We start from the raw sequence: 23,955 nt of genomic DNA, 5'->3' as shown, positions 1-23,955 counted from the left end.
AGCCCGACGCTGGCCGCCCTGTTCACCGCGCGCAATATTCTGCCGGCTAGCCGCCGCACTTGCGCGCCCAACCGGAGCGCACCATGTCACCACCTGCCTTATCCCGGCATACTTTCCGATTGCCGGTTTTGTATCCCAGCCTGATTTTGATTGTGGGCCTTATTGCCCTGACCACGCTGGCCCCCCAAGCCGTTGAGCAACAGCTCGTGGCCGCCCAAAGCTGGATTACCGCGCATTTTTCCTGGTTTTATACACTGGCCGTCTCCGGCTTTTTTATCTTCCTGCTGGGCCTGGCGATCAGTGATTACGGCAAAATCCGTCTCGGCGCCGATGATGCCGAGCCCGAGTTTAGCCTTGGTAGCTGGCTGGCGATGCTGTTTGCCGCCGGCATGGGGATCGGGCTGATGTATTACGGCGTGGGCGAGCCACTGCAACACTACGTCAATCCCCCATTGGCCGAGCCACAAACCCTTGGCGCTGCCAGCGAAGCCATGAGCAGCACCTTTTTACACTGGGGTTTTCATGCCTGGGCGATTTACGGTCTAGTAGGGCTGGTATTGGCCTATTTTGGCTTTCGCTATAACTTGCCGCTCTCGCTGCGCTCGGGGCTGTACCCGATCTTGCGCGAGCGCATTCACGGCCCACTGGGGCATACCGTCGATATTTTCGCGCTGTGTTGTACCCTGTTTGGCCTGGCCCCCTCAGTCGGCCTTGGCTCGGTACAGCTGGCCGCCGGTCTGCATCGCCTAACGGGCTGGGATACCAGTGGCCTCGCCGTCCAATTGTCCCTAATTGCCGCGGTGATCGTGCTGGCGGGGATCTCCGCGGCCACCGGTATTGGCAAAGGCGTGCGCCGCCTCTCCGAGCTCAATTTGCTCTTGGCCGTGTTGTTACTGCTGTTTGTGCTGTTTACTGGCCCGACCGTGTTCTTGCTCGGCGCCTTTAGCGATAATTTGGGCAACTATTTCAGCCAACTGCCCCAGCTTACCTTCCGTAGTTTCACCTACACCCCACCGCATAGTGAGGGCTGGCTCAGTGGTTGGACCATCCTGTACTGGGCGTGGTGGATTTCCTGGTCACCGTTTGTCGGGCTGTTTATTGCCCGCATTTCGCGTGGCCGCACCATCCGCGAATTCATTACTGGCGTACTGATTATCCCGAGTCTGTTCACTTTCCTGTGGATGACGGTGTTTGGGAATTCGGTGATCTGGTTTGATATGCACACTGCCCAAGGGGCGCTGAGCGCCACGGCGGGCAATGTGGATGCGCTACTGTTCCAGTTCTTTGATTATCTGCCACTCTCGAGCGTGGCGGCGGTCATCGCCATGCTGCTGATCTTGGTGTTTTTTGTCACCTCGGCAGATTCGGGCGCACTGATGCTGGATACGCTGTCGTCCAAAGACCCCGAGCGCTCACCAATCTGGCAGCGTTTGTTCTGGGCCGCCCTGCTGGGGCTGACAGCAGCCACGCTGCTGAGCGCCGGCGGGCAAAAAGCCTTGATGACCATGACGCTGATTGCCGCGCTGCCGTTTGCGCTGATCATGCTGCTGCTGGCCTTTTCGCTCTGGCGCGGTTTGGTGGCCGATCGCCGACATTCGCAGCAGAAATTTACCCCAGCCAGTAGCTTCTGGAATGGCCAGCACTGGAAACAGCGCCTGACGCAGATTCTGCAGCAGCCCACGGCCGAAGATGTGGCCAGTTTTATCCACAGCCGTGTGCGCCCAGCGCTGACGGCCGTGGCATTGGAAATGCAGGCGCAAGGCTATACCAGCCGGCTAGAAGAGCACGACGATGGCGGCCTGTCGCTGGTGGTGCCGCAGGCTAATCTGCGCAATTTTGTGTACGGTGTGCATGCAGTGGCGCGGCCGATGGCCAGCTTTGCGCTGCGTGATGCGGGCCTGCCGGCCAGCGAGCGACAGCTTACCTATGAACCGGTCACCTTCTTTGCCGACGGTCGTCGTGGCTACACCATCGAATACCTGCGCGAAGAAGAAATCATTGCCGATGTGCTCAAGCAATATGAGCGGTATCTGTCGCTAAGCCAGAGCCAGCAAGCCCATCTGATCAATACTACCCCTGAGCATACGCTCTAGCCTTGCCTTGGCCGCGTAGAGCGGCAAGTGCAACTCCACGCCCGGCGCGCCAGCAATCAATCTGGCCGCCGGTTTTTTTCAGCCCGCAGCCAGCGCAAACGGGCTAAAATTACGCCCATCACCTTATTTTATGCGGGCTCGCACCACAAGCGCGGCCCACCAGCCCGGGATAGATCCATGCATACCAACCGCCCCTTCCCTACCACTCGCCTGCGCCGGATGCGCCGGGATGATTTTTCTCGCCGCCTGATGCGTGAAAACGCCCTCACTGCCAGCGACCTGATCCTGCCCGTTTTTGTCTTGGATGGTCGTGATCGCGTCGAAGATATTCCTTCCATGCCGGGCGTACAGCGCATGAGTATCGATCGACTGCTGGATGTGGCGGCAGAGGCGGTCAAGCTGGGCATCCCCGCGCTGGCTTTGTTTCCGGTGATCGAGCCACAACTGAAAACATTGGACGCACGCGAAGCGTGGAATCAGCGTGGCTTGGTACCGCGCACGGTGGAAGCATTGAAAATGCGCTTTCCCGAGCTGGGCATTATCACCGATGTGGCGCTCGACCCGTACACCACGCATGGGCAAGACGGCATTATTGATGAACATGGCTATGTGCTGAACGACGAAACCATCGCCGCGCTGGTCAAACAAGCCGCCAGCCACGCTGCCGCCGGCGCCGATATTGTCGCCCCATCCGATATGATGGACGGCCGCGTGGGCGCCATTCGCGCCGCGCTTGATCGCGACAACCACATTCACACCCGCATCCTCGCCTACTCGGCCAAATACGCCAGCGCCTTTTACGGCCCATTCCGCGACGCGGTCGGCTCGGCCGGTAATCTGGGTAAGGGCAATAAATACACCTATCAAATGGACCCGGCCAATAGCAACGAAGCGCTGCACGAAGTCAGCCTTGATCTAGCCGAAGGCGCCGATATGGTGATGGTGAAACCGGGCATGCCTTATCTGGATATCGTGCGCCGCGTCAAAGACGAATTCGCCGCCCCGACGTTCGTGTATCAAGTATCCGGCGAATACGCGATGCTGAAAGCCGCCGCGCAAAATGGCTGGCTGGATGAAAAAGCGGTGGTCATGGAAAGCCTGCTCGCGTTCAAACGCGCCGGCGCCGACGCCATCCTGACCTATTACGCGCTCGATGCCGCGAAATGGCTGCAGGACTAACACCGCCCTTAATGCATTTGGCATGGCCGCCAGCGCTGGTTTAGACTGGCGGCTCTTCTTTTTGCATTGCACCAACCCCATGCGCACTCTCTTTGCTACCTTGCTGCTCACAATGAACTGCATGCTCGCGCTGCCGAGCGTGGCGGCCGAGCCATTTACTGCCGAGCAGCAACTGGAACTGGAGCGCATCAAGCACGATGTACAGCTCACCAACCTGCAAGTTGAGACCCTCAAGCAACACCAGCTGGCCGAACTGGAAAACCAGAAAAACTGGTTTGAAACCAGCCGCAAATCCATCGATTGGTGGGAATCGCATTTGTCGGTACTCACTGGCGCGATTGGTTTATTTCTGGGGGTGTTTGGTTTGCTGATTCCGTTTTTGGTCGATCGGCAGCGGCAGAGTAAATTCGACGCCAAAATGGCGGAAATGGAAGCGCAGAAAAAACGGCTGAGTGATCTGCTGGCCGGGGTATCGGGTGATATTGATAATCTGAATCTACAAGTGGCCAAAGCGGCAGAAAACGCGGCCCTGATTGATGAGATCACCCATAAAGCCAGTGAGCTGCACAGCCTTACCGAACAAAACGCGCAGCAAGCCTGGCAAATCCTGCAAGACCTCGCCGCCCGGCGCCACGCCCCTTAGTTTTCTGCCAGCCAGTGCGCTGTGTTTTCCAGATCACAGCGCCGCAAACCAATCTTGCCTTTACCCATCCGATTGCGGATATTGATCACGGCGCCCACGCGCCAGACCAGCAAGCAATGCTGGCAAATCAATAACATACAAGGATGGATAGACCATGAAAACTGCAGCACTCGTGCTGAATCTCAGCGCAGCCATGCTGGCCTCTGCCAGCTGGGCCTGTACACCACCACCCCCTGTGGCCGCACCGGCCCTGCCGGCCGGACTCGATGGGCGCCTACCAGTCACCTACCCGGATAAAGACCCTAATTACCCATATAAGCCTCCGATTACCAATGGCAGCTGCCCCGCGCAAGTGGAGCGCTACGGCCAGATCGGCCAGCCCCCATCGCTGACCGATGGTGAAACTGACCGAGTGTATGGCAATAGTAATCCCACCGCCCCGACCTGGGATGCGGGCAAGGTTTACAACACTGGCGATCTGGTGAGCCTGGATGGTGCAATCTACAAGGCCAAATGGTGGACGCAAAACGAGAAACCCGGCCAAGCCTGGGGTGCATGGGAAATACAAGCCGCGCAATCTGGCCCGCAATTGTGGAGCGCCAGCAAAGCCTATCAGGGCGGCGAGCAGGCAGTGTTTAATGGCCGGCTGTATCAGGCCCGCTGGTGGACCCAAAACAATCCACCCGACCAAGCTGGCAGCCCTTGGGAAGATAAAGGGGCCGCGCCCACCCTGCGCCAGCGCCCGCCACAATTTAGCAGCCGCATCGAGCAGCAGGCAGATCAATCACTGCGGGTGAGTGTAAACGCCGGCTCGTATATTTACCCGATCAGCTTTGCCTACATCGCCACGGCCAGCTGCACCGCGCAGCTGGAGACCCGCAATCAGCGCCCCCCCGAAATGGTGCCACCCAGCATCGAGCGCTGGGAAGTACGTGTGGATGGCAAAGTCGTAGCCAGCCAGAGCGGGCCCCAAATGATGTATGTGCCCGCCCCCATGCCGCCTGCACCACCTGTAATTCCCCGCAACGCCGATGGTAGCTGCAGCGTCGCGGCCGGCACCGTCGTAGCCCAATTCAACAGCTCGGCTGGCGGTGTGCTGCAAGGCTACGCCACCATTGCCCCAAGCCAAGCGGCGGGCAACTATGTGAGCGTTTGGCTGTGCAATGGCGATATTTGTCGCCCCAGCACCTTGCTGGCGAAATACAAATTTGGCCAAAACGTCTGGCCCTAAGCCAGCGCAATAACGCCATTAAAAACCCCGCGTCCAGCGGGGTTTTTACTAATGGGTGTTACCGATCACAAGCTAAAGCATTCAATGGCTTGACAAGGCCACTCCCGATTGACGCCATTAGCGACAGCTAATACAGTGCCCAGATGAAATTGGCTTATGCAAAACTTTCAATTTATCTGGCCTTACTGTTGGCAAGCCCGGCCGCGCTGGCGATCGAGATCACCCTCGCCAATGGGGAATGGCCGCCGATCCTAGGGGAAAAACTCCCCGGTTACGGCTATGGTAGCCAAATTGTCAGTCGCGCCTTTGCCTTGCAGGGCATTACCGTGAATTACGAATTCATGCCTTGGCGACGAGCGCTGGAAGAAACCCGGGGCGGGCGCTTTCATGGCACGCTGCTCTGGACCAGCACCCCCGAGCGCCGCACCGATTTTTACTACAGCCTACCCGTCTATCGCAGCCAAACGGTGCTGTTTTACCATCGCCAACAGCCGGTGAGCTGGCGCGATCCCGAGTCATTGCGTCATAGCCGAGTGGGCATGAGCAATGGTTATTTCTACGGGCCACGCTGGCGCAGCCTGCAACAGCAGCAATGGTTTCAGGTGGATCAGGCCAATAATGATGCGCAAAGCTTGGCCAAGCTGTATGCCGGACGCATTGCCGCCTTTCCTTGCGAAGAAGTGGTCTGTGATTATCTGATTGGCACCACCTTGCCACCGCAGGCGCGCTTTAGCCTGCTGTATGACCCCAACCCGGTGCACAGCGAAAACCTGCATTTGCTGATCAGCAAGAAAATTCCGCAGGGCGATTGGTTGGTCAAGCAGTTTGACCGAGGTCTGCAGCGCATGCGGCAAACGGGCGAGCTCACGCGGCTGCTGGCGCAGGCCAAGCTGCAGCGTTAAACCGCGTCTTCCCACGTGGCATATACCGCCGCCTGCCCGCAGGGCTGGCCTTGCTCATCCAGCAAATTCCACACGGTGACATCTTTAATCCAAAAGCGCCGCCCTGAGCGGGCAATCCGCAGACCCCGGTAGCCACTGGCATAGCCCTGTTGCGCCACGCTGGCGAGTAAAGCGGCGCGCTCTTCGCGATTGGGCGCTTCTGCCGAAAGGCGCGAAGGCAACCCGATCAGCTCAGCGGCCGTATATTCAAAGCAATCCAGCGCGGTTTGATTGGCATACACAAAGCACGGGTCGGCTGTGCCATCGTGGGCCAGCAGGCAAAATGGCGCCTGCTGCAATACGGCTGCGGCTTCGGCATCGCTCAAGGCCGGATCCACCAGCGGACGCCCCAGTAAGTGCTGATGGCTACGCCGCATACGGGCAATCCAGGGCAGTTGTTGGGCAATATCTTGCGGCATCTGGCGCTCCAGCAGGCGAAAGCCGGCATTATACCGCCCGCGGCAACTTGACATTACCGGTCAGGCTGGGCAGATTGAAGCTTTATCTGGCCCAAGCCCTTACTCAGCAGCTGCCGCGGCCACATTGGAGCTAGCCATGCGCTATTGGCTCATGAAATCCGAACCTGATGATGTCTCCATCGATGATCTCGCCGCCCGACATACGGTGGGGTGGTATGGCGTGCGGAACTATCAGGCACGTAACTTTATGCGAGATACCCAGCAGATTGGTGATGGTGTCTTGTTTTATCATTCTTCCTGCGCCGAGCCTGGCATCGCCGGTTTTGCCCGTGTGTGCAGCGCGCCCTACCCCGACCCGACCCAGTTTGACCCGCAGTCAAAATACTACGACCCCAAATCCACCCCGGCGCAGCCGCGCTGGCAGCAGGTGGACGTGGCCTTTGTCCGCAAAACCCGCTTATTAACTTTAAGCGAAATGCGTCAGCACCCGCCGCTGGCCGAGATGGTGGTGCTGCAAAAAGGCTCGCGTCTGTCCATCACCCCGGTCACCGCGGCCGAGTGGGCCTATGTGCAGGAATTATTAGCATGACCGTGATTATTCTGGCCTGCCTCAGCGTGGGTTTGCTGGCCGGCTTTCTGGCCGGCCTGTTGGGCGTTGGCGGCGGTTTGGTGATTGTGCCGGCTTTGCTGGCGGTATTTAAGCTCGTGGGCGTCTTGCCGGCACATCAGCAGCATCTGGCGCTGGGCACCAGCTTGGCCACCATTGTGTTTACCGGCATCGCCAGCGTGCGTGCTCATCACGCCAAAGGCGCGGTGCGCTGGGATGTGGTGCGGCGCATCACCCCGGGCATTTTGCTGGGCACCTTTGCTGGTGCACAGATTGCCGGGCTTATTTCCACCCGCGCATTGCAATGGATCTTTGTGGCGTTTGCCTACTTTGTGGCCGCGCAAATGCTGCTGAATTGGCAAACCAAGCCCAGCCGCCAGCTGCCCGGCCAAGCGGGCTTGCTGGGGATGGGCGGCTTAATCGGAGTGCTTTCCAGCTGGGTGGGGATTGGCGGGGGGTCGCTGTCGGTGCCGTTTATGAATGCCTGCAATGTGCCGGTTAAAACCGCCATCGCCACTTCATCGGCCATCGGCGTGCCCATCGCGGTAGCTGGCGCCATCGGCTACATCGTCAGTGGCTGGGGTATAGCCGGCTTACCTAGCTATAGTCTGGGCTTCATCTATATACCCGCCCTGCTTGGCATTGTATTGGCGAGCTTCCCGATGGCCAGGCTCGGGGCGGCGGCGGCTCATCGTTTGCCTGTACCGGTGCTAAAAAAAATCTTTGCCGCGCTGCTGATTATCTTGGCCAGCAAAATGCTCTGGGGCTTGCTGCCATGATGCGCTACCTCGGTCTCGTCTGCGCCGCACTGCTCATCAGCCAGCCCGCCTGCGCGAATCCTGAGCTAAGCCCGGCCTGCCGCAGCGCCTTGCTAGCCCTGCAGCAGCGCATCACGCAAGACAGCGCCACGCTAAGCCAAGCGGAACTCGAAACCAGCCAAGAAGCCGATCAACTGCGCCTCAATTGCGTAGAGGGCCCTAGCGCTTATCAAGAGCCGATTGGCCAGCTGGCACGCCGGCTACTGCCACCACCCCCAGCGCCGGGGCCGGGGATCGGCCCCGCCACCGAAACGGCGCTCACGCTAGCGATGCTGATTACCCTCATCCTCACCACCCAAGGTGCTGTTAGCATTCAGAGTGGTGGCGACTCCCTCTTTATTGGTCAACCTCGTTGAGATTCGCGATGAAAGCTTTGTCTATCACTGCAGTGTGTGCCCTGCTTTTCAGTGCCTTCAGCCACGCTGGCGATTACCGCTTTGTAGAACAACTACGGATGCCGGATAACCACAGCACGGTGGTCGTCGCCGAAGGTGAGCACGAGCCGCGCAGCATGGGTAGCTACAGTATTCGCCTGTACGGCGGGCAAAACCCGGATTTCCCGCTTGATGATTACCAGGCCGGCCTTATCATCGCCCGCGATGGTCAGGTGGAACGCCTGCTCAACACCGATGCCGATGGCGATGGTACCGGCGAAGTGGTAGTGGTAACGCGCAGCGCTGGCAGCGGCGGCTATCTGCATGCCGATCTATTTAGCTGGCAAAACCGCCAGCTCAAACTGCTGTTGCAACTGAGCGACCTTCCCCCCAAAGCAGACCCGTTGATCGAAATTAAACGGGTTGTGCGCAAGAAGTGAAGCCAAGCGTCAATGCAGCTTACCTATTTTTAATTGCGGTTTGGTCCACCACAGCCTTAGGCATCAAATGGGGCGTACAAGGGCTGCCGTTTACGCTGGCGCTGGCCAGCCGTTTTGTGCTGGCGGCGGTGTTGATGCTGGGCTGGCTGGCATGGCGCCGCCAAAGTCTGCCACTGGCAGCACCATACCGGCGAGCCTATTGGATCGCGGGGCTGGCCACGGCCTGCTCGATGTGTTGCTCTTTCTGGGCCGCGCAGGCCGTTTCTTCAGGGCTGATCGCGATTATTTTTGGTTTATCGCCGCTGGCGACCGCGATTTTCGCCAGCCGCTGGCTGGGCAGCCAGCTTGATCGCCGCGAATGGCTGGCGATTGCGCTGGGCCTGGCGGGCCTGTTGATTATTTTTGCCCGCCAGCTGCATTGGCAGGCCGATGGCGGCTGGCGCTTACTGGCGCTCTGTGTGGCAATGGCCTTGCAATCGGGCGCGGCCGTGTTGCTCAAACGCTTTGCCAGCGGGCTCTCACCTTGGTTGGTGAACGCTGGCGCGCTGCAAATTGCGGCACTGGCCACGCTGCTGTTTTGGTGTTTAGCAGGAGCGCCATGGGTCAGCCATTGGCCCTGGCGAACCGCCGTGGCCTTGATTTACCTCGCCGCAGTGGGCTCGGTGCTGGGTTTTAGTCTGTATTACTGGCTTATCCGCGAGTGTCGGCCAATGAGTGTTGCGCTCATCGCGCTGATTACGCCAGCCAGCTCGCTGTGGTTGGGGCATGCCTTGAATGCAGAAATCCTGCAAAGCCATGAGCTGATCGGCACCGCCTGCATCATGCTCGGGCTGGCCGTGCATGTCTGGGCCAGCCGTCGCGAAATGCCGACAAATCAGCCAAGCTAATCCAGCCCAATACCCCGGCAGGTATAACCCCGCCCAGCTTAGCTAATAATCGCTTCGAGCCAATACCCCATAGGCATATCGCATTCAACAGGAACGACATCCGCAGCAACCGCGGGGAGCTGATAAGCGGTAGGGACAGAGTGTAGGTTTTTCGCCAGACTCGTAGTCAAATATTGCGAGCTACATCACAGTTTGCTTATATAAAAAGACGGAGTTTGCGAGGCGAAAGCGATGGAATCACTGGTCTACAGCAAAACCCCTGCCGGACAACAAGAACTACAAACGCGCAGCGGGAAAATCAGCCAAAAAGAACGGCAGCTATTGTTCATGATTGATGGGCAGCGCAGCTCGGCCATGCTGGTGGCGATGTTGCCGGGGCAAGAGGTGCTGCTCAATCTGAAAAACCTGCATGATGCCGGTTTTATCAGCCGTGACACCCCACAAAAGCCACTGGAAGAAATTCGCTTTTCCGGCCCAAGCACGATCGCGCCGCCACCGCCGCGCAATCAGCAACGGCAAATCGATGAAGCCCGCAAAATCATCCTGTCGGTCTGCCATGAATTTCTGGGCCAAAGCTGGGAAGACAAACTGGCCAGCCAATTAGCCAGCGTGCGCCGCGCAGAAGAACTCACGCCCATTGTGGAGCAATGGGCCGAAGCGCTGCGCCGCTCGGGTCACCGTGGCGCTGCCTTCAATGGCGAAAAAGCCATCGAAGTGCTGTTTAAAGCCACCACTTAAACCGCCAGCGCCGGCGCCTGCCGGATTAAGCGCGCCAAGGTGGCAACACCGGCCTCGATTTGCGCCAGCGAGCTATGGCTGAAATTCAGCCTTAGCGCCGCTGGTGCGCTGGTCTGTGCATAAAATGGCTGCCCCGGCATCACGGCCAAGCCCTGCGCCAAACCTTGCTGCATTAGCGCAAGCGCATCGATGGGTCGACGCAGGCGTAGCCAGAAAAATAAGCCCCCCGCAGGGCATTCCCACTCCGCCTCATCCGCCAGCTCGCGTTGCAGCGCCGCCTGCATCGCATCGCGCTTGGCGCGATACACTGGCAGGACGTGTTCCAAATGCGCTTGCAACGCACCTGTGGCCAGTACCTGGGTCACAATGCCTTGGCTTAAGCGATTGCTATGCAAATCGGCCGCCTGTTTCAGCCGGGTAAGCGGAGTGAGCAAATCCGGATGCGCAATCAGATAGCCCAAGCGCAGCCCTGGCGCCAGCGTTTTGGAAAATGAGCCTTGATACACCCAGCGCGCGGCACGCAAACCGGCGACCAGTGGCGCGGGTGGCGTGCCATCAAACGCTAGATCTCGATACGGGTCGTCTTCAAATACCGGCAGACCGGCCTGATCAAATGCAGCGGCCAGCGCAGCGCGGCGCTCGGCCGGATAGCACAAGCCGGTTGGGTTTTGAAACGTAGGAATTAAATACGCAAACTCGGCCTGCTCGGCCGTGACTGCTGCGGGCAGTAGACCGGCCGCATCCCCCGTCCCAGGTTGCATATCAGCGCCAAACAGCTCAAACACCTGCAAGGCGGCCAGATAGGTCGGCGATTCACACAAAATGCGCGTCCCCTCGCTCACCCAAAGCTTGGCCACCAGATCAATTCCCTGCTGGGAGCCATTCAAAATCAAGACTTGCTCTGCGGAGCAATCAAGGCCCATGTGGCGCGCACGCTCAGCCACCAATGCCCGTAATTGCGGCTCGCCTTCGGAAGGACCATACTGCAAAAGTTGAGGAGACAGCTGCAGCTGCGTCCAGTCTGGTGCATATAAGGTTTCAGTCGCTGGCAAACCGCCGGCAAAAGAAATCATGCCGGGGCTTTGGGCCGCAGCCAGAATCTCGCGCACCAGCGATGGTCGTAAGCGGGTAATGCGTGGGGCAAACATCGGCGTCTCCGGCAAATTAGGTCAATATACATGACCTATGTTACTGCATTCAGGAGATACGTCAACATGCCGGACCACGCCGCTCATCAGTCACTGCAACACACTGAATTTGAACTCAATTGCGCACTTGAGCTGCTGTTTTACGGCTACAAGGGCTTTACCGCCCAGCCCGATGCCGTTTTGGCTGATTTAGGCCTTTCGCGCGTGCATCACCGGATTCTGTATTTTGTGGGTCGTCAGGGTGGGCTCTCGGTCAATCAGCTGTTGAATAAGCTCGGCGTCTCTAAACAGGCGCTCAATTTGCCGCTACGGCAACTGATTGAGCAGGACTTAATCACAACCAGCCCTTCCGAGATTGATAAACGGGTGAAATGCCTGGCGCTCACCGACAAAGGTACCGAGCTGGAAGAGCGCCTATCCGGCTCACAGCGAGTGGTACTGGATGCGGTGTTTGCCGAATGCGGCCCCGCCGCCGAAGCGGGCTTTAAACAGGTGTTGGGGCTTTTGGCCAAGAAAACGCGGAGCTAAGCATGTTATTGGCTTTACTGCTGATACTGGCCTGCTTGGGCTTGGCTTATGCGGAGCTCTTTCATCGCGCGCGACGACTAGTGCAGCAGTATTATCCGGAATTCGAGCTGGAAAACGAGCGCGAGCTGCGCCAGCAACACTTTGACGACCCACGTCTACTCGTGGGGCAATTTAATAGCAGCGTCTCGGCCATTCATGGCTTTGTATTTTCCCGCGCCTCGCGCCATGCCATTCCAGCGCAGCAGCAATGGGTGTTTCTCGCGCTGAACTGGATTATCGCCAGCATGGTGCTGGATCTGCTCTTGCTCTATCTGTGGGCCTTTACCCATTAACGCAGCGCTTGATCCGCCGCGCCCAAGTAAGGCGTCAGTGCGGTAAGTAGCCGCTGTGTAGCCCCACGATGCGCCTGGCTAAAAGTTAGGCCGGCCTGGCCCATCGCCTGCAGTCGCTCGGCATTGGCCAGCACGGCTAAAGCTTGCTGACAAACCACAGCAGCATCTTGACCTTGCCAAGCCGCACCTGCGGCAATCGCCTCGGCGGAGGCTTGAGCAAAGTTAAAGGTGGATGGCCCCAGCAGCACTGGGCAAGCGCAGGCGGCGGCCTCAATCAGATTCTGGCTGCCAAATTTAAGCAGTGACCCACCCATGATGGTGACATCGGCCGCGCTATACCAAGCCACCATTTCCCCCATACTATCGCCGAGAATCACTTGTGCGCTGGTTGGCTCACCTTGCCATTGGCTACGGCGCACATAGTGCAAGCCCTGCGCATCCAGCAAGGCCGCGACACTATCAAAGCGCTGCGGATGGCGCGGCACAATAATCAATAAGGTATCCGCAGCAAGTGGGCCCAGGCCTTGCAACACCAAGGCTTCTTCCCCATCGCGGCTGGAGGCCAACAGGATAATTTTACGCGCCAAGGTGTTTTTCCACGCTTGGCCACGCGCGATTAGTAATGGGTCAATTTGATTGTCGAACTTAACATTTCCCATCACTTGCACATTCACCGCGCCCATTTGCTGCAAGCGCGCAGCATCCGCGGGCGATTGCGCCAAGACTGCCGCAAATTTGGGCATCACCGCACGAAATAGCGGTGCCATTTTTAAATAACCTGCCAGCGATTTTTGCGAAAGACGCGCATTGGCCAGCACCAGCGGCACGCCGGCGAGCTGGCATTGCTCGATACAATTGGGCCAGATTTCGGTATCGATAATGAGGCCTAAACGCGGCTGAAAGGCCGCCAGAAACCGCGCCACAGCGGAGGGATAGTCATAAGGTAAAAACACCACCTGGGCATTGATACCTGATGCGGGGCCGAATAATTCGTGCGCAGTTGCTCGCCCTGTGGGGGTCATGCAACTGAGTAAAATCGGGCTATCCGGGTAACGCTGGTGCAGTGCCTGTACCACTGGCTGTGAGGCGCGCATCTCTCCCACGGAAACAGCATGCACCCAAATCGGCCGGGTATCTGCCTGCAAGCCTTTCTTGATCATGCTTTGTGGGTAATACCCCAGCCGCTCAGCCCAGTGCAACCGATATGCCGGCTGCTTGCGCGCGCGCTTGAGCAGGTACAGCCAGATGAGTGGGAAAACCAGATACAGCGCCAGCCGGTAACAGCCCGCCGCCAGCCAGCCGCGCATTAGCGCTGCCACCCAGCCAGCACGGCTTGCCACACCGCATCCACCGTCGGAGCAGCTCCGCGCTGGCCCAAATTCACGGCATAGCTAGCAGCGAGTACTCCGGTCAGCGCGGGATCTGATGCGCAAAAAATGGCGACCGTAGGCACAGCCACCGCCGCCGCCAGATGGGCCAAGCCCGTATCTACCCCAACCACAATACATGCCCTCGCCAACAAGGCTGCCGCGTCGGTCAGGGTGAGCTTCGGCGCCACGATGGCCCCAGGCAAGGCCGCGGCAATGCGCTCGGCCCGCTCACGCTCGGTCGCACTGCCCCACGGCAAAACGGGGCGTACTCCCGCCGCCAACAGCCGCTGCCCCAGAACAATCCAATTAGCCTCGGGCCATTCTTTATCCGCCCGGCTCGTCGCGGTGAGGCAAACGCAATAATCCCCGGCCGGTAGCCAAATGAGCTCGCGCGGCGGCACGCGCAGGCCGTAGTCCAACACCCCCGTTTGCGGGTAATTTAACGCCGCCGCAGTGAGCTGACGATTACGCTCAATCGCATGCTGGGTTTTGCTCACCGGATATTTACGGCAGTAGGCGAGGCTAGCCAGTGGCTCGCGGATCGAATGCCGGTCAAACCCAGCCACCGGACCACAAGCCTGCCGCGCAATCGCCGCACTTTTGATCAGCCCTTGCGCATCCAGCACCACATCGTAGCGGCAAGCGCGCAGCTCGGTTTTGAATTGCTGCCACTCAGTCCGCGTTTGGCTCGCCAGCGGGGTTTTGCGCCAGCGGCGCAAGGCCACCGGAATCACCCGCCGGATCGCCGGATGCAGCTGCGGCAACTCGGCAAAACCTTCTTCCACCACCCAGTCGATCTGAGCATGTGGGTAGGCGCGGGCCAGATCGGTAATGGCGGGCAATTGGTGAATCACATCGCCCATCGACGACATGCGCACGATCAGAATGCGTGCAGAGCTGGGTTTGATAGTCATGGGCCTATTTTACTGCCAAACCCGCCCGCTGGGCGCATCTGGGCTGACAAAAGCCATATGCCCACAGCATGAATCGGCCGCGCGAAAATCAGCGCGCCTGCTAGGATGAAGGATCATGACCCTGCTGCTGGAGTTGGCCATGTGGCTACCCATCTTGCTGGCCGCCTGCGCGGTGATTATTTGGCAATGGCAAATGCTGCGCCGTTTGCGCCATGCACTGGCCAGCCATCGGCTGACCGACGAGCTTACCGGGCTGTTGCAACGGCGGCATTTTCTGCAGCTGGCCGAGCATGAGCTCAATCGGGCGCAGCGCGCTAGCCAGGCCACTTCGGCGTTGCTGATCGATCTGGATCACTGCGCCAAAATCAATCATCGCTTCGGCCATCAGGCCGGCGATTTAGCCTTGCAGCACGTCGCCGATGCCATCCGGGCCTCGATTCGGGATTTTGACCTCGCCGCCCGCTTTTCCGGCGAAGAAATCGTAGTGCTCCTGCCCAACACTCCAGCGCCCGGTGCGCAAATCGTGGCCGAGCGGATCCGGCAAAAAGTCAAAGCCAGCAGCTTTAATCTGCCTGATGGCATTGCTCTGACCGTCTCGGTCACCATGGGCCTCGCCACGCAGCAATCAGAAACCGCCGGCATCGAAGATCTGCTGCTCGCCGCCGATTCGGCCCTGCAACAAGCGATGCAACAAGGCATCGACCGCATCGCGATTTATCAGGAGCAAGCTGCGGTCGTGGTGTAATTGACCATTGCCCTTCCTATCGCGAGCGGCTAAAGTCGGGCTTTCTTGCCCGAACTTGACACTGACATGGCTCAACCGAATTCCACGCTCGCGGCTGCTGCACGCGAACGCCAAACCCAACTCACCAAACCAGCCGGCAGTCTGGGGCAACTGGAAGACCTCGCCATCTGGCTCGCGGCGCGTTTGCCCGCGCCAACGCCGAATCGTCTCAAGCCTGCAGTGGCCATTTTTGCTGCCGACCACGGGGTGGCGGCCGAAGGCGTGTCAGCCTTTCCCGCCGAAGTCACAGCGCAAATGGTGGTGAATTTCCTGACCGGTGGCGCAGCCATCAGTGTGCTGGCCAATTTGCATCAGATTAGTCTCGCGATTATCGACGTTGGCGTAGCCAGCCCCTACCCGGTGCCGAGCAATCCGCGCGCCAAATTATTCCGCGCGCCCATCGCGGCGGGCACGGCCAATCTGCGCCACAGCGCCGCCATGACCGCCCAGCAATGCCAAACCGCCTTTCAGGGCGGCTACGGCTGCGCCGAAGAGATGATCCGCAGTGGTAAAACCTTGCTGATCGGTGGTGAAATGGGTATTGCCAACACCACCGCCGCCGCGGCACTCATTTGTGCCCTCACCGGGTATAGCCCGGCAGAGATTGTGGGGCGTGGCACCGGGATCAATACCCAGCAACACGAGCTCAAAATCGCCGTGGTGAGCGATGCTTTAGCCCGTGCCAAAGCGGCCGGCGCCAATAGCGCGATGGATTGGCTGCGCGAAGTAGGCGGGCTAGAAATCGCCGCGCTGGCCGGCTTTTACACCGCCGCCGCCGAGCTGGGCGTTCCCGCCCTGGTAGATGGCTTTATTACCACTGCCGCCGCGCTGGTGGCCGTGAAGGCCAATCCAGCCGTAGCCGACTGGTTGCTAGCCAGCCATGCCTCGCAGGAACAAGGCCACCGCTTAGCCTTGGCCGCACTGGGCTTGCAGCCGCTGGTTGATCTAGGCATGCGCTTGGGCGAAGCCAGCGGTGCGGCCGTTTGCGTTCCACTACTGCAAAGTGCGCTGGCCTTGCACACCGAAATGGCCACCTTTGCCGAAGCCGGCGTCGCCGCGGCGAATCTGAGTTAATGCCGTTCCGCCTCACACTCATCCGTCACGGCGATGCCGTTGGCGCCAGCAACGCGATTTTCGGCCACAGCAACCCGCCGCTATCGCCGCTGGGGCTCGCACAGTTACAGGCGCGCTGGCGCGGGCTCACCAGCCAGCCCATTGATGCTATCGCCAGCTCAACGCTCGCCCGCTGTGCGGATTTTGCCCTCGATGCGGCACAAGCACTGGGTCTGCCTTTGCAGCTCGAAGCAGGCTTTCGCGAAATACACCTAGGGAGTATCGACGGCAAACCCAAATCAGAATGGACTTCAGAAGACCATACCCACTGGGATAACTGGCAGCGCGATCCGGCCGAGTTTCCTTTGCCGGGCGGCGAAGACTGGCTGGCGTTTCAGCGCCGCGTTTTGGGTGCGCTGAGCCAATGGGCCAGCCAAGGCGAAGCCGAACATCGCGTGATCATCGCGCATCAGGGCACCATCAAGGCGATTATGCTGTTTGCGCTGGGCCTGCCTGCCAGCCGCCATCAGCAGTTCTGGCTCGCCCCTGGCGGCGCGGTGACCTTGTGGTGGGATGAAGTCTATCCACCGCTGTTGCTGGAATGGTCAAACACCTTGCCCGATGTGGAGCAGGCCGGATGAGGTTGGGATTTGATTGGCGCTATCCGGTGCTGGCCGTGCAATTTCTTACCCGCTTGCCCACGCCGACCATCCGCGACTTCGAGCCACGCCTGCTGGCCGGGGCGGTGGGCTGGTTTCCGGCGGTCGGCCTCTTGCTCGGCGCCTTGCTACTGGCCTTGGCCGCGCTGCTACAGAGTGAAACACAGCTGGCCGCAGCGCTGATCCTGCTCGCGTGGGTGTGGCTCACCGGTGCGCTGCATCTGGATGGCTTGGCAGATATGGCCGATGGCCTCGGCGCGGCTCACCGTGATCCGGCCAGATTTCTGGCCGTGCTCAAAGACCCGCATCTGGGCAGCTTTGGCGTCGTGACGCTGGTTCTGCAGTTATTGGTCAAATGGGTTGCACTGACTTGGCTAGTGAGCCATAGCGCACTGTGGGCGCTGTTGCTGATTCCAGCCTGGGCACGCAGCGGCGTATTTACCTGGCAAACCCTGCCAGCGCTGGCGCCGGGCATGGCCGAGCAATTTGCCTGGGCGCAGCGCCCATGGTTGGCCCGGCTGTGGTGGCTTAGCTTATTGGGGCTGAGCGCTTGGCTCGCGCCGGCGCTCTTGCTGGCCCCGCTACTGATCTGGCTATATCGTTATTGGTTGCTTCAGCGTTTGGGCGGTGTCACCGGCGATTGCTTGGGGGCAGGCATCGAATTGCTGGAAACCGGCCTCTTACTGGCTTTGCCACTCTTGAGCTTGCTTGGCAAATTGGCGCTGAATTAAGGATAATCGGGTTTTTGATTCCGCTAGGCACCACAGCATGAAGATCGTTCGGGTACTCGAAGTCTGGGAAAAAGGCATGGAAGGTGGTTTTGTCGGCCATTTACCCTTGGCGCCGGAGCTGGACGTGGCCTTTTTGTTTCAGCTGTTTGCGGCCGAGCAAGATAAGCCTGATCCAGAGATGAAGCTCTCTTATCTGCTGGATGAGTCGCGCCTGGAAGCGCTGCGCCCGTTTGTGAGCGCGGAGGTTGATTTTAGCCAGTTTGACTACATCCTCAGCGCCCACGGCGTGCCGGATTACGAATAAGCAGCAGGGTATCTCCTTATAGGCCTTATTTTACAAGACCCAAAAGGCTATACCTACGCCAGATATTATTCGTCCTGATAAAACTGTAGCGCCACCGAGTTGATGCAATAGCGCTCGCCCGTGGGCTCGGGGCCATCAGGAAACACATGCCCCATATGGGCATCGCAACGCGCACAGCGTACCTCTTCACGCACCATGCCATGGCTAGTATCCCGATGCCGCTCGGTCGCGCCGGGCTCGGCTTCGGCCCAGAAGCTTGGCCAGCCACAGCCGGCATCAAACTTGGTACCCGATTTAAACAGCAGGCTATCGCAGCAAATGCAGTGATAATCGCCCGCAGCGCTCACCCGATACAGCTCGCCACTAAATGGCCGCTCGGTGCCGGCTTCGCGGGTCACATAAAAACTCTCTGCGCTCAGTTGTGCGCGCCATTCGGCCGGGGTTTTGCGAATTTTGTTCATCATGCGACTCCGAAAGAGGATGTGCGCAGTTTACCCAGCATAGCGCTGACGACTCAACTCCAGCCGCAAGCCCAGCTCGATATTTGTGAGTGGTTTCAGAAAGGTGCGAGTGAGTTTACGCTCGGCCTGCTTTTGAAACAGGCTCAGTTGCTGGGCATGCGCGGCCTCAAGGTGGCGCAAAGCGCCGGCATAATCGCCCTGCTCCGCGCACAGCCCCTCTAGCAGCTGATGGGCTTCCTGCCCCATGGCAAAGCCGCGAATTTGTTCCCCCAGCTGCAAGCATAGCTCCAGCGATTGCCGGGCCGGCAACAGCCGCTGCTGACGCACATACAGCTTACCTAGAATCAGCGCCGCATAGGCGCGGCACCAGAGCCCGCCATGCTGCTGCGCCAACACCCGCGCCAGTTGCAAATGCTCGTCGGCGGCGCCCAGCTCATTATGATCAAGGTGAATCAGCCCGGTGTAGATATGGTATTCGGCCTGAGTTTCCAGATGCGGACGCTGGCGCAAATTATCGTGCAACCGCCCGAGCAAACCACGCATTTCCTCATACAAACTGCGCCGGTAACAGGTGGCGATCAAGGCCAAGAGGCAATCGGCCAACAGCGAAAGGTCATCCACCTGCTCGGCCAATAGCAACGCCCGCCGCTGGTATTCGAGCGAGATATCCAGCTGCCCATACACCAGACAAACCTGCGCGATGCCCGAATAGCCACGAATAAAAGCGCGATGGTCTTCCGCCTCAATCGCGGTTTGCAATGCCTGTAGCCAGACATCGAGCGCCCGCATGTATTCGCCCTGCAGCAACTGGCTTTGCGCTTGCCAGTGCAAGGTTTGCGCGAGCAAGCCCCAGTTGCGCAGCTGGCGAGCGATCAAACCCGCCTCGCGAAAATCCCGAAAGGCCGCCGCCGGCTGCTCACCCAGATCGATCAGATATTCGCCGCGATATAACAGGGCCAAAGCCTGACCATAGGCAAAATTCAGCAGCTGTGCCTGCCGAATCGCAGCATCCATTAAGCTGGGCTGCTTCTCCCGCAGCATCAGTGCCTGCTGGCCTGCAAGCCAGCGTACAAATTCGTCTTGAGTCATGTGTACGACTCCACGCGATTACGGCCATGATGCTTGGCCTGATAGAGCGCCTGATCGGCATGCTGCTGCAAATCATCCAGCGCGACTTCATCCAGGCATTCGGCCACCCCTAGGCTACACGTGACCTTGAGCCCAGGCTGCACCTGACTCCAATCATATTGCTGAATACGCAACCGAATTCGCTCGGCGACTTCTACCGCAGTGGCGCCAGGCGCACCAGGCAGCAAGAGGATGAACTCCTCCCCACCATAGCGCGCCACCAAATCACCACCACGGCAACCGGCCAGCATAATCAAGGCACTGATTTTGAGAACTTCATCGCCGACCGCATGGCCGTAGGTGTCGTTGATTTGTTTGAAATAATCCAGATCCAGCATCAATACCGAGAGAGGGCGGCTGTCTTCAAGGCAACGTTGAAACAAGGCTGGGCCTTCCTGATCGAGCAGGCGCCGATTGCCAATACCGGTGAGCGGGTCTTGCATCGATACATGCCGCAAGGTATTGAGCAACTCGCTATCGGCGGTGGTTTGCTGGCGCAACATGACATTTTCTTGCCGGGTTTGCAGCACCATCAGCTGGGTATCAAGCTCACGGATCCGGCGCTCGAGCGCGGTATTGAGCTTATCTTTGGCTAATTGCTGCGCATTGCGAATCGCCAATTCATGGTATTTGCGCCGGCTTTCCCAGGCCATCTTGGGGTTATCCATCCGCTGCCCTAACTCTGCCAGCAGGGCATACACGCGCAGATACATGGTCAGCGAGCCAAACTGATCGATTCTTCCCAGTGCCAGATGCAGATGGTGTTCCGCAGCGGCATAGTCCGCCAAGGCCAGATACACTTCGCCCAGATTGATCAGGCTGTGTGATTGGCTCCATAAATAGCTGGTTTGCTGATTAATCTGCCAGGCTTGCTGCATATAGGTGAGCGCTTCTGGCGCACGCTGCATGGCGAGCAAGGCTTGGCCACGATAGCTATACCAGTCAGCGAGCCAAGCCTGATGCTGGCTTTGCCTGAGCGCGGCCTCACCCCGGTAAGATAAATTGAGTACCAGCTCATATTCATGCAGCTGATTCAAATCGGCGATGACGTGCAGGTAGCACTCGGCCAGCAATTCGGAATCATCCACCCGCTCGGCAAACTGCAAGGCCAGCTCATGCCAGCGTAGCGCTTCACCATGCTGTTGGTGCGAGAAATACACATTGCCTATCCCTAGGCAGGCGGGCGAGTACAACTCATGGGCATGTAAGTGCATCGCCTGTTGCAAGCTGGCAATCCAGCTTTTAAGCGCGGGGCCATACTCGCTGGCCGAGAAATGCAGCCGTGCGCGGGCATGCTCATATTCGGCCGTGAGGCGCGGCGATTTAATCTGCCGCGAGAGCGTTTCTAGGCGCGCAATCGCTGCATGCCCCGCGGGCAAATTACCCAGCGCCCAAAAACTGCGCGCGCGCCACAGCTGGGCCTGTGCCTCTTGCTCAACCAGCTGCTGAGCTTGCGCAAGCTGCACCACTTCATCCAGCAAAGTGATGGTGCGAGCGCAATCCGGCACATACCAGCGCAAGGCTTCGGTCAGTAGGTGTTCCAGTTGCTCGGGCGTGACGACAGGCACACTCATGATTAATCGCCAGAGAGACAGACTCTTAATATAGTCGGTGGCTGAATATAAAGGAAAAAGCCCTGCTAAGCAGGGCTTTTTGTTGCACATGAGTGCTTAAGCGGGAAAGTCCTAATGCAGATTACCGGCCTGCAAGAACTGCCGGATCAAGCCTAGCAGTTCATCCTCTTGGTACGGTTTGCCCAGATAAGCATTCACCCCCAGATCAAAGGCATACTTCTTGTGCTTCTCGGCTGTACGCGAAGTAATCATGATGATGGGGATTTCACGCGTGTCTTCTGCTACGCGCACGTTCCGGGTCAGCTCAAAACCATCCATCCGCGGCATTTCAATATCCACCAGCATCACTGCCGGTTTCACATCATGCAGTTGCTGCAAAGCGTCCACACCGTCTTTCGCTGTCACCACCTGGAAGCCCTCACGCGCCAACAAGCGACCGGTAATCTTGCGCACGGTCAGAGAGTCATCCACCACCATCACCACCGGAGCGGTAGACAGCTGCTCAGGCATGCTGCTACGCGCGGCCTGCGTCGGCGCGGCACTACCCTGCTGCTGAACGATGCTCACGATTTGGCTGGATTGCTCAAGCAGTGCCAGCGGATTCATGATCAGCACGATCTCACCGGTACCCAACACACTAGCCCCAACTACGCCCGGTATCCGCGCCAGCTGCGGCCCGATTGGCTTCACCACCACCTCTTGGTTTTTCACCAATTCGTCGATGTGCAACGCAATGCGTCCAGCCCCCGAGCGCAACAACACCACCGTTGAGTAGCGTTTCTGCTCCGGCACCGCCTGCAAATCGCCCAGCAAACGCGGCAGGTAAGCAAAGCGGTAACGCTGCCCCAGCCATTCTTGTGCCTGGTTTTTATACAGCCCAGCCAGCGCTTCTTGCTTAAGCTCTTGCACCTGTTCCACCATCACCGATGGAATCGCGATCAGGCGCTCACCACTTTTCACCAACAAGACTTGCGCAACCGCCAGGGTGAGCGGCAGATGAATGATAAAGGTCGTGCCTTGGCCGGCGATGGTGGTGACATCGATTTTACCGCCGAGGTTGGAGACCTCGTTTTTCACCACATCCATCCCGATCCCGCGGCCGGACAGCTGCGTCACATTCGCCGCCGTCGAGAAGCCGGGCTCGAAAATCAGTTGGCAGACATCGGCATCCGAAACATTCTGCTCCGCGGTAATCAGACCTTTATCCAGCCCTTTTTGCCGAATACGCGCGACATCGAGGCCGCGGCCATCGTCTTTCAACTGCAGCACCAGCTCATTGCCCTCTTGGCGCACTTCTAGCTGAATTTCACCAAATTCGGGTTTACCCGCCGCCAGCCGTTGCTCGCTGGTTTCCAGGCCATGGTCAATCGCGTTACGCAGCATATGCTCGAACGGCGAAATCATTTTATCTAGTACGCCGCGGTCGATATCCACGCGGCCGCCTTTAATCTCCAGATTGACCTTCTTGCCCACCTCTTTACCGGCTTGGCGGGTCAAGCGATACAACCGCTCGGACACGCTGGAAAACGGCACCATCCGTACCCGCATCAGGCTTTGCTGCAGCTCTTTGGTCATCCGCGACTGCGCCAGCAAGGCCGCCGAAGACTCATCCAAGTTTTTCAACAGATGCTGCTGCACCGTCGCCACGTCGTTCACCGACTCAGCCATAAAGCGAGTCAGCTCTTGCAAGCGGCTAAAGCGGTCAAATTCGAGTGGATCAAATTCACGATGCTGATCTTGTACTTCTTTTTCCCGCGCCAGCATCTGAGTTTCGGCCTGAATTTCCAGCTCGCGCAACTGCCCGCGCAGACGCGCCACGTTCTCCGTCAGATCAACCAGCGACGATTTGAGCGTCACCATTTCCGACTCGATCCGCGTCCGCGAAATCGCCACCTCACCGGCCTGATTCACCAACTGGTCAATCAGTTCCGACTTCACCCGGATCACGGTTTTATTTTCCGGATCGGCCGCGGCCAGCAGTTTTGGCATCACTGGGGCAACCGGGGTTTCCACGGCCTCAGCCGCAGCATTAGCCGGTTTGCTCAGCTCAGCAAATAGGGCCAGCAGCGTATCGTAATCGGCTTCTAAGCGCGCCTGCAGCGTTGGATCGTTCGGCTGGCTTTCCAAGAGCCGCGATTCCATGATGTGGGCTGCTTCACCCATCCGCATTGCACCGCTCATTCGCGCGCTACCTTTCACGGTATGCAGCGTGCGTTTTAGATTTTTCAGCAGCGGCTCGGCGTCTTCAGCGCTTGGCAGCTGGCGGATATCTTCGCCAATCTGCGGCAGCAATTCTTCCGACTCTTCAATAAAGATCGGCAGCAATTGCGGATCAATATCGTCATTCAGACTGGCATCCAGCTCCAGCGCTTGCGCTGGCTTCGCTTCTTCAGCGACCAACAGCTGGTTGATTGGCGAAGACGCCATGGCCACGGCTGGCGCCGCAGTGGTCAACGCATCCAGCAGTCCACTAGGGGCATCGGCTGTGAGCGCGGGCGGCAATTCAGCCGGCTCGTCTGCGGCGACAGAATCTGCCAGATCTTCGCTGCTTGCCCCATCCAGAAGCAGCAACTCGGCTTCGGCTTCGGCTTCGGCTTCG

At 58.8% G+C, this 23,955-nt stretch carries 27 protein-coding genes; 18 read left to right on the top strand and 9 right to left on the bottom strand.

Features of this window, described 5'->3' with window-relative positions:
* The first annotated feature begins 83 nt into the window (after nucleotides 1–83).
* The 3 genes from L991_RS00995 (at nucleotide 84) to L991_RS00985 (ending at nucleotide 3,915) form a co-directional block, all read left to right on the top strand.
* Entirely contained in the window at nucleotides 84–2,093 is a 2,010-nt protein-coding gene (locus tag L991_RS00995; protein ID WP_047391197.1) for a BCCT family transporter, read from the top strand.
* 177 nt (nucleotides 2,094–2,270) lie between these two features.
* Nucleotides 2,271–3,272 (top strand): porphobilinogen synthase, encoded by a 1,002-nt coding sequence (hemB, locus tag L991_RS00990; protein ID WP_028450378.1) that lies wholly within the window; start codon nucleotides 2,271–2,273, stop codon nucleotides 3,270–3,272.
* Nucleotides 3,273–3,351: 79 nt separating this feature from the next.
* Entirely contained in the window at nucleotides 3,352–3,915 is a 564-nt protein-coding gene (locus tag L991_RS00985) for a hypothetical protein (protein WP_156128939.1), read from the top strand.
* Here the strand turns inward: L991_RS00985 and L991_RS17130 are convergent.
* The gene (locus L991_RS17130; protein ID WP_156128938.1) at nucleotides 3,912–4,052 is read right to left on the bottom strand and encodes a hypothetical protein; all 141 of its coding nucleotides are present in this window, start codon (nucleotides 4,050–4,052) and stop codon (nucleotides 3,912–3,914) included. The genes L991_RS00985 and L991_RS17130 overlap by 4 nt on opposite strands.
* Nucleotides 4,053–4,069: 17 nt before the next feature.
* Between L991_RS17130 and L991_RS00980 the strand changes: the two genes are divergently transcribed.
* Both L991_RS00980 and L991_RS00975 read left to right on the top strand, forming a co-directional pair.
* Entirely contained in the window at nucleotides 4,070–5,146 is a 1,077-nt protein-coding gene (locus tag L991_RS00980; RefSeq protein ID WP_047391192.1) for a carbohydrate-binding protein, read from the top strand.
* A gap of 143 nt (nucleotides 5,147–5,289) precedes the next feature.
* Complete coding sequence (locus L991_RS00975) at nucleotides 5,290–6,048, top strand: ABC transporter substrate-binding protein (protein WP_047391190.1); 759 nt, start codon at nucleotides 5,290–5,292, stop codon at nucleotides 6,046–6,048.
* Here the strand turns inward: L991_RS00975 and L991_RS00970 are convergent.
* A complete protein-coding gene (locus L991_RS00970; protein ID WP_051259073.1) occupies nucleotides 6,045–6,506 on the bottom strand; it encodes an MEKHLA domain-containing protein in 462 nt (153 codons plus the stop codon). The two genes, L991_RS00975 and L991_RS00970, sit on opposite strands and share 4 nt — an antisense overlap.
* A gap of 136 nt (nucleotides 6,507–6,642) precedes the next feature.
* Here L991_RS00970 and L991_RS00965 point away from each other — a divergent pair, with 136 nt between their 5' ends.
* From L991_RS00965 to L991_RS16210, 6 genes are all read left to right on the top strand, one after another.
* Entirely contained in the window at nucleotides 6,643–7,095 is a 453-nt protein-coding gene (locus L991_RS00965) for an EVE domain-containing protein (protein ID WP_047391187.1), read from the top strand.
* Nucleotides 7,092–7,892: a sulfite exporter TauE/SafE family protein gene (locus tag L991_RS00960; RefSeq protein ID WP_047391184.1), complete on the top strand. Its 801-nt coding sequence runs from the start codon at nucleotides 7,092–7,094 to the stop codon at nucleotides 7,890–7,892. The genes L991_RS00965 and L991_RS00960 overlap by 4 nt, the downstream gene beginning before the upstream one ends.
* Nucleotides 7,889–8,287, top strand: coding sequence for a hypothetical protein (locus L991_RS00955; RefSeq protein ID WP_047391181.1), 399 nt, complete (start codon nucleotides 7,889–7,891; stop codon nucleotides 8,285–8,287). The genes L991_RS00960 and L991_RS00955 overlap by 4 nt, the downstream gene beginning before the upstream one ends.
* A gap of 8 nt (nucleotides 8,288–8,295) precedes the next feature.
* Complete coding sequence (locus L991_RS00950) at nucleotides 8,296–8,745, top strand: PliI family lysozyme inhibitor of I-type lysozyme (protein ID WP_052190468.1); 450 nt, start codon at nucleotides 8,296–8,298, stop codon at nucleotides 8,743–8,745.
* Nucleotides 8,742–9,632 (top strand): DMT family transporter, encoded by an 891-nt coding sequence (locus L991_RS00945; protein WP_052190467.1) that lies wholly within the window; start codon nucleotides 8,742–8,744, stop codon nucleotides 9,630–9,632. The genes L991_RS00950 and L991_RS00945 overlap by 4 nt, the downstream gene beginning before the upstream one ends.
* Before the next feature lie 231 nt (nucleotides 9,633–9,863).
* Nucleotides 9,864–10,370 (top strand): hypothetical protein, encoded by a 507-nt coding sequence (locus L991_RS16210; protein ID WP_028450386.1) that lies wholly within the window; start codon nucleotides 9,864–9,866, stop codon nucleotides 10,368–10,370.
* On the opposite strand, the gene L991_RS00935 is transcribed toward L991_RS16210, so the two are convergent.
* Nucleotides 10,367–11,518 (bottom strand): PLP-dependent aminotransferase family protein, encoded by a 1,152-nt coding sequence (locus tag L991_RS00935; RefSeq protein WP_047391179.1) that lies wholly within the window; start codon nucleotides 11,516–11,518, stop codon nucleotides 10,367–10,369. The genes L991_RS16210 and L991_RS00935 overlap by 4 nt on opposite strands.
* A gap of 66 nt (nucleotides 11,519–11,584) precedes the next feature.
* Between L991_RS00935 and L991_RS00930 the strand changes: the two genes are divergently transcribed.
* Nucleotides 11,585–12,046: a MarR family winged helix-turn-helix transcriptional regulator gene (locus L991_RS00930; protein ID WP_047391176.1), complete on the top strand. Its 462-nt coding sequence runs from the start codon at nucleotides 11,585–11,587 to the stop codon at nucleotides 12,044–12,046.
* 2 nt (nucleotides 12,047–12,048) lie between these two features.
* Nucleotides 12,049–12,378, top strand: a complete 330-nt coding sequence (locus tag L991_RS00925) for a hypothetical protein (protein ID WP_047391173.1) — start codon at nucleotides 12,049–12,051, stop codon at nucleotides 12,376–12,378.
* Here the strand turns inward: L991_RS00925 and L991_RS00920 are convergent.
* Both L991_RS00920 and waaC read right to left on the bottom strand, forming a co-directional pair.
* Nucleotides 12,375–13,718 (bottom strand): 3-deoxy-D-manno-octulosonic acid transferase, encoded by a 1,344-nt coding sequence (locus tag L991_RS00920; protein ID WP_231550458.1) that lies wholly within the window; start codon nucleotides 13,716–13,718, stop codon nucleotides 12,375–12,377. The genes L991_RS00925 and L991_RS00920 overlap by 4 nt on opposite strands.
* On the bottom strand, nucleotides 13,685–14,662 hold the full coding sequence (gene waaC, locus L991_RS00915; protein WP_047391171.1) for a lipopolysaccharide heptosyltransferase I: 978 nt from the start codon (nucleotides 14,660–14,662) through the stop codon (nucleotides 13,685–13,687). The genes L991_RS00920 and waaC overlap by 34 nt, the downstream gene beginning before the upstream one ends.
* 115 nt (nucleotides 14,663–14,777) lie before the next feature.
* On the opposite strand from waaC, the gene L991_RS00910 reads away from it, so the two are divergent.
* From L991_RS00910 to L991_RS00890, 5 genes are all read left to right on the top strand, one after another.
* Nucleotides 14,778–15,407 carry a GGDEF domain-containing protein gene (locus L991_RS00910; RefSeq protein ID WP_052190465.1) on the top strand — a complete coding sequence of 210 codons (630 nt, stop codon included), beginning with the start codon at nucleotides 14,778–14,780 and terminating at the stop codon, nucleotides 15,405–15,407.
* Nucleotides 15,408–15,473: 66 nt separating this feature from the next.
* On the top strand, nucleotides 15,474–16,520 hold the full coding sequence (gene cobT, locus L991_RS00905) for a nicotinate-nucleotide--dimethylbenzimidazole phosphoribosyltransferase (RefSeq protein ID WP_047391169.1): 1,047 nt from the start codon (nucleotides 15,474–15,476) through the stop codon (nucleotides 16,518–16,520).
* A complete protein-coding gene (locus L991_RS00900; protein WP_047391167.1) occupies nucleotides 16,520–17,140 on the top strand; it encodes a histidine phosphatase family protein in 621 nt (206 codons plus the stop codon). The genes cobT and L991_RS00900 overlap by 1 nt, the downstream gene beginning before the upstream one ends.
* A complete protein-coding gene (gene cobS, locus L991_RS00895; RefSeq protein WP_047391164.1) occupies nucleotides 17,137–17,889 on the top strand; it encodes an adenosylcobinamide-GDP ribazoletransferase in 753 nt (250 codons plus the stop codon). Before L991_RS00900 ends, cobS begins: the two co-directional genes overlap by 4 nt.
* Before the next feature lie 37 nt (nucleotides 17,890–17,926).
* The gene (locus L991_RS00890; RefSeq protein WP_028450395.1) at nucleotides 17,927–18,193 is read left to right on the top strand and encodes a hypothetical protein; all 267 of its coding nucleotides are present in this window, start codon (nucleotides 17,927–17,929) and stop codon (nucleotides 18,191–18,193) included.
* Nucleotides 18,194–18,258: 65 nt separating this feature from the next.
* Here the strand turns inward: L991_RS00890 and msrB are convergent, their stop codons facing one another.
* From msrB to L991_RS00870, 4 genes are all read right to left on the bottom strand, one after another.
* Nucleotides 18,259–18,657, bottom strand: a complete 399-nt coding sequence (gene msrB, locus L991_RS00885) for a peptide-methionine (R)-S-oxide reductase MsrB (protein ID WP_047391161.1) — start codon at nucleotides 18,655–18,657, stop codon at nucleotides 18,259–18,261.
* A 27-nt stretch (nucleotides 18,658–18,684) separates the two neighbouring features.
* A complete protein-coding gene (locus L991_RS00880; RefSeq protein ID WP_047391158.1) occupies nucleotides 18,685–19,743 on the bottom strand; it encodes a hypothetical protein in 1,059 nt (352 codons plus the stop codon).
* The gene (locus L991_RS16205; protein ID WP_052190464.1) at nucleotides 19,740–21,356 is read right to left on the bottom strand and encodes a diguanylate cyclase; all 1,617 of its coding nucleotides are present in this window, start codon (nucleotides 21,354–21,356) and stop codon (nucleotides 19,740–19,742) included. Before L991_RS16205 ends, L991_RS00880 begins: the two co-directional genes overlap by 4 nt.
* 111 nt (nucleotides 21,357–21,467) lie before the next feature.
* On the bottom strand, nucleotides 21,468–23,955 hold a 2,488-nt coding region (locus tag L991_RS00870; protein WP_156128937.1), incomplete at its 5' end, for a response regulator.

This window comes from Chitinibacter sp. ZOR0017, from assembly GCF_000799095.1.
GTDB lineage: Bacteria > Pseudomonadota > Gammaproteobacteria > Burkholderiales > Chitinibacteraceae > Chitinibacter > Chitinibacter tainanensis.
Note: the sequence above shows the minus strand (reverse complement) of the source record. Positions and strands in the feature narration are given on the sequence as shown.